Source organism: Pseudomonadota bacterium (assembly GCA_010028905.1).
Lineage (GTDB): Bacteria > Vulcanimicrobiota > Xenobia > RGZZ01 > RGZZ01 > RGZZ01.
Map to the genome: position 1 here is coordinate 1 of RGZZ01000358.1, position 5,251 is coordinate 5,251.

4 protein-coding genes are annotated in these 5,251 nt (G+C 65.7%); 3 read left to right on the forward strand and 1 reads right to left on the reverse strand.

What is annotated here, in order from left to right:
- Positions 1–68 precede the first annotated feature (68 nt).
- The gene (locus tag EB084_18960; protein NDD30344.1) at positions 69–2,072 is read right to left on the reverse strand and encodes a hypothetical protein; all 2,004 of its coding nucleotides are present in this window, start codon (positions 2,070–2,072) and stop codon (positions 69–71) included.
- 179 nt (positions 2,073–2,251) lie between these two features.
- Here EB084_18960 and EB084_18965 point away from each other — a divergent pair, with 179 nt between their 5' ends.
- Genes EB084_18965 through EB084_18975 form a run of 3 tightly spaced genes read left to right on the forward strand, consistent with a single transcriptional unit; the run spans position 2,252 to position 5,246 of the window.
- The gene (locus tag EB084_18965) at positions 2,252–2,776 is read left to right on the forward strand and encodes a hypothetical protein (protein NDD30345.1); all 525 of its coding nucleotides are present in this window, start codon (positions 2,252–2,254) and stop codon (positions 2,774–2,776) included.
- A complete protein-coding gene (locus EB084_18970; protein ID NDD30346.1) occupies positions 2,740–3,450 on the forward strand; it encodes a prepilin-type N-terminal cleavage/methylation domain-containing protein in 711 nt (236 codons plus the stop codon). The genes EB084_18965 and EB084_18970 overlap by 37 nt, the downstream gene beginning before the upstream one ends.
- Positions 3,447–5,246, forward strand: coding sequence for a hypothetical protein (locus EB084_18975; GenBank protein NDD30347.1), 1,800 nt, complete (start codon positions 3,447–3,449; stop codon positions 5,244–5,246). Before EB084_18970 ends, EB084_18975 begins: the two co-directional genes overlap by 4 nt.
- The last annotated feature ends 5 nt before the right edge of the window (positions 5,247–5,251 follow it).

The window sequence follows — 5,251 nt, forward strand, 5'->3', positions numbered from 1 at the left end:
ACAGAAAGCCTTCCGCAAGCGGGTTGCGGAAGGCTGGCTGCTGGCGATTCAGGTTGGAGGGGACGGGTTTACTTGTCCCACACCGTGTTCTTGTTGAGCATCACGTGGGCGGCCATCACCGCGCTCTTGGAACCGGCCTGCGGGTCGCTGAGCGCGATGGAGTCGCGGATCTGCTTGTACTGCACGAAGTAGCCGTAGGCTTGCTGCAGCCAGGGCTTGGCGAAGCCGAACACGCCGGCGGCGTGGGCGAAGGGCACCACGCCCGGGTGCAGCAGGGCCGCGCAGGCCGCGGTCTTGGCGGCACCGCCCAGCACGTCGAGGCCGTGGGTCACGAACGCGTCGTAGCTCTTCTCGGCCTTGTAGGCCTGCACGCCCGCGGTCACGCCCTTCACGGCGTCATAGACGCCACCCACTATGCCGATGGTGGCCGCGGCGGGACCCGGGATGAACAGCACCTTGCCCGGCTCTGCGGTTGGACCCTTCAGCACGTTGTAGGCCTCGTACCAGCCGATGTTGGAGGCGAGCCCACCGAGGCCTTCCACCATGGGCGTGTACTGGCGCTGCATGGCCACGAGCTTGTCGACGCCGCCCTGGCCCAGCACCTTCGCGCCCGCGCGACCCGCGAAGTCGTCTTCGGCGATGGTCTCGAGGAACTTGGGCCACGCGCTGCCCTGGGTGAAGCCCAGGCTCTCGTAGTTGAACTTGTGGTCGAAATCCTTGTCGTACGGGAACGTGTCGGGGCGGATGAAGCCGTAGTTGTCGGGCATGAACACCGAGATGCCGTTGGCGTTGCGGTAGGCGCCGCCACGGTGCGCCTCGCCCACGAGGGCCGCGTCGACCGAGTCGGCCACCTTCTGGGCAGCGGCCCGCACAGCGGGGTCGGTTATGCTTGCGTCGTGGAGGAGCTGCTTGGCGAAGTGCGTGGCGTCCTTGACGCCCTCATAGGCGCGGGTGACGCCGGGCATGCCTACTTCCTGGGTGTTCGCCACGAGCTCGCGCAGGTGGGCCTTGTCGGCGCCAGACTTGATCAGCGCGTCGCCCAGCTCGTTGAACGCGTCACGCAGCCCTCCGACCTTCGCCATGTCGATGGCCGAGATGGTGGGGGTGAACTGGGCCTGCGATACGGCCATCGAGCCCACCATCGAGAAGGTCTGGGCCACCTCTTCCGGGGTGCGGGTCTTGTCGGTGTTCGACTTCTTGAGCTCGAACATCACCGAGGGGGTCGACATGCCGGTGCCCGAGACGAGCCCCTCGCTGCCCACCACGTACTTCACGTTGTCCTTGATGGCGTAGAGCGTCTCAGCCTGGGTCGAGTTCGACGAGTCGAAGGCAAGCACGTCGACCTTGTTGCCGGTCTTGGCGGCAACCCCGGCCAGGGCGCTGTTGAGCTCATCGGGGGTCATCTCGCTGCCCGTGGTCTCGTCGCGCATCATGCCCTTCATGCCCTGCGACGGCCCCAGCATCACCACGCAGTAGTGCTCGGCGGGGTACTCCTTCATGCCCCAGGCGATGAAGTCTTCGAGGGTCTGGGCGCTGCCCATATCGGCCTTGCCCAGGTCTTCCTTGAGGGTCGATTCGATGCCGCGGGTGTACGGCGGGATGAGCTCGCGCAGGATCTCAGACTGCATCTCGGCCTGGTCGAGGGTCTTGCCGGTGGCGGGCACCTCGTAGCGCCGCACGCCGCTCCAGTCGTGGGTGAGCTTGTCGAGTCCGCCCTTCTGTCGGGCCACCTGGGCAACGATGTTGATGTTCTCGTCGCTGCCGCCCGTCATCTCGAGCATGCGCAGCTGCGCGGGGGCCTGCTTGCTGAGGAAGTTGTTGCCGTTGACGTAGAAGAGGAACGTCCAGCGCTTCTTGTCGCCCTGCTGGCCTTCTTTGGCCTGCGCTGCGCTATCAGCGGCACCCGCCTTCGGCTTCTCTGGCGCTTTCGGCGCGGCGGGCTTCGCCGACTCTTCGGCCGCGGGCTGCGCCGTCGCGCGGGGCGCGGCGTTGTAGCGGATGAGGCTCGGAATCCCGATGAGCGAGGTCTCCATGCTGGCGTCTCTCCTGTCGCTGTCGGCGGGCGCGCTCATCTGCCTCGGTTGGGCAGGCGAGCATGTCACGGTGTGGACAGCCCTCCACAGGAGCACTATACCAGACGTTGCGTGGCGGCCGTGTTTCCGGCATGTTAACAGCCCTTCGAACGCGCAACCGCCCTCCCGTGACCTGACGCAGGAAGGCGCCCCCGGCCTTTTTGCAGAAACACATGAGAATGACGCAGACGCCTGAAGCACCCACCCCAGAGCCGACGATGCACGACCTCGCCCGACAGTTCCTGCAGGAGGCGGTCTTCGCCTCACGTGGGGCCTCGCACGCCTTCAGCCCACGTTCCCTCGAGGGGGCCAGCGGGTGCGGCCTCGGCCTACGCCCTGCGCTGCCGGAAGATCTCAGCCCACGTCAGGGCGACATCGTGACCCAGATGCTCGCGCTGCGTGTGCCGGGGGAGACCCCGTTCCGCTTCGATCTGCTCACGGACCACGCCGCCGACTGGATCCGCCTGCAAGACCAGCTCGATCGCCAGCGCAACCACTTCATCAAGGACTTCCGCGGCACGCACGGCTTCGACAAGGCGGCCTGGGCGCCGGACGTGAAGGCCACGTTCACCGCGGGTCTCGACGCCATCAATACCGATAACCGCGACCGCCTCGACGTGGCTGCCGCGGCCCTGGCCACGGCGCTTCGCCCGGTCCCGGAGGGGGCATCGTCTGCGCCCTGCGCAGATGGAGCTACGGCCTGACCCGCCCACGCCGAGGCTTCAGCCTTGCCGAGCTCGTCGTGGGCATGTTCCTGTTCTCCCTGCTCATGACCGCCACCTACGAGCTGCTCATCCCCGGGCTGCGTTCCTGGACCGTGGCCAACAAGCGCTCGCACGTGCACCAGACCGCGCTGTACGCCCTTAACCGCATCGCCCGGGATCTCGAGGCGTCGTGCGTCGAATCGGTGCAGGTGCGCACCGACTTCTCGACCGATAGCGAGAGCGGCCAGGTCGAGGAGGCCTCTGCCCTCAGCTTCTTGAGCGCCGTCGACGACAAGGGCGAGATCCACGAGCGAACAGATGGTGCCATCATCTGGCAGCGGTACGAGGTCATCTACCTCGACGCGGCGCGTCACACGCTGTATGTAGGGCAGCGCCCGCTGCAGTACGACGACAGCGATGGGCTGGTCATGCGACTCGAGAGCTACTCTCCCGATCCCCTTGATCGCCCCTTGGCGCGCGCGGTTCGCCGCTTCTCGGCCGAGGCGGCCGTCGATGCGCTGGCGTCGAGCTTCTCCGACCCTGCAGCGCCAGTGCACACCAATCCCGTCACGCTGAAGATCGAGGTGCGCGACGACACCGAGACCTGCACGCTGACCACCGCGGTGGATACCGCCCTCGCCGGCGACTCCGTTGATGCGGCGCCCCAGCCATGAGCGCGCTGCGCCTCCGCGTGCGCGGATTCAGCCTCGCCCTGGTGCTGCTGGTGTCGTCCATCGCCATCACGGTGGGCTTCGCCATCGCAGCCCTGTCGAGCGTGTCGCTCAACCTGGCGGCCCAGACCCTGAACCAGGCCCGAGCGTCGGCCCTGGCGCGAGGCGTGGTGGCCGAGCTGTGCTATGAGCTCGACCAGCGCGTCTGGAAGAAGAATCCTTGGGGGGTGAGCGACTTTCCGGACATGGCGTACGGCAGCGACGCCATGCGCGAGCGCTTCCGCACCCTGCCGCTGTTCCCGGACCCCGACCAGCACGTGATGGAGGGGGCGCTGCGCGCCTACGTCGATTTCGATCGGCCGGACTACTTCTCGGTCGACAACCTCAACTTCGCCGAGCCGTGTCCCGGCTACACCGACAAGGGAACGGCCCGCGCCTCGGTCGCGCCGTTCAGCGTGAGCCTCGTGGTGAACACGGCGCTCGGAGAGACCTGGGACAAGGCCACCGACAAGCGCCATTTCGAAGCCATCGTCTCTCGTGTCTGGCTCTACGCGGCGTACGCGGCAACGCCCTCCATTCAGCTGGGCGACGGCGCCACGGTGCGCGGCAACGTGTATGACCGTCGCTCTGAGGTGGTTGTCGGCAAGTCCGGCAAGCCCCCTGTTGTCGTGCAGGGTGATATCTCTGTCCTCCAACCGCGCCCACTGGCCAAGGTCTCGGTCACCGATGGGAGCGCCGTGTCGGGACGGGTTCACTACGGGGTGCAACCGCCCCTTGAACAGGCGGCCGATGAGCCCATGGTCGGTGAACAGACGGCAGGGGGTGAAGGCTTCAAGGTGCAGCTACCCGAGCCTGCGCAGCGCGCGATGGGCCTCGAGTCGTCAGTGTTCATCGATCCCTATGCCAGTCATCCGCTGGGTCCCTTGCCGGGGGTTCAGGAGATCAGCCCCCAGTGCACCGCTTCGGTAGTGGAGATATGGCTGTGCTTGAGCCGGTTGTCGGCGCTGGTCTTGAAGATTCCCATCGTGGGCGATCTCGTGGGCGCCCTGTTGAATCAGCACATCGACAAGAGTCTCGAGGCCAGGGTCAAGTTCTGGCACGGAGACCCTCCGGTGCAAGTGACCGATCTCAAGCAGTATCGTGGCGAAGCCAAGATACGGTTCTTGCTTGCAGGGGTCAATCAGACCGTCGGCTTTGGCTACGGCGATGCGGGCGAGCTGCTTTCGAGAGTGCTTGTAGATACCATCGATCTGCACGATGGGGCCTTTCAGATAGGCTACTCGATCACCAATCACTTCGGGGTCGAATCGAACGGTGCGACGGACGATCTGTGGACAGGAAACAAGGACGGTCCTTCCAAGATCAAGCTCGACAACAGCGTGCTCTACGTCGACGGTGATCTCGACATTCGCGGACTCGAGGGTAACAACAGCGCGCTGATCATCAAAGGCAACCTGCTGCTGTGCGGGGGCAAGCTCGACTCCGGCAACAAAGGCATGCTGATCATGGCCAGGAACGTGGTGATCGATGCGGACGGAGACTTTCGGGGCGTCATCGTTGCGCGAGGGGGCATGCGTCTGCGGCCGCTCTCCGAGAAGCGTTTGACCGTGCGGGGGGGCGTCATCGCCGAGGGGAGGAGCAATCCAGCCCTCGTTCCCGACGCCATGGGATTGTTTCGCCTCGATCCAGCGGCTCCGCTGGTCATCGAGAAGACGACTCTTCTTCAAGCTAGTAGCTTCACCAAGGCGCTCAATCGCGTGGGCACGTGTCGGCGGCTTGTGTTCCGGGAGGTGCCGTGAGATGC

Bases quoted from the DNA above. Each gene is read 5' to 3' on its own strand.
- EB084_18960 (NDD30344.1), bottom strand. From the start codon at position 2,072: ATGAGCGCGCCCGCCGACAGCGACAGGAGAGACGCCAGCATGGAGACC.
- EB084_18965 (NDD30345.1), top strand. From the start codon at position 2,252: ATGACGCAGACGCCTGAAGCACCCACCCCAGAGCCGACGATGCACGAC.
- EB084_18975 (NDD30347.1), top strand. From the start codon at position 3,447: ATGAGCGCGCTGCGCCTCCGCGTGCGCGGATTCAGCCTCGCCCTGGTG.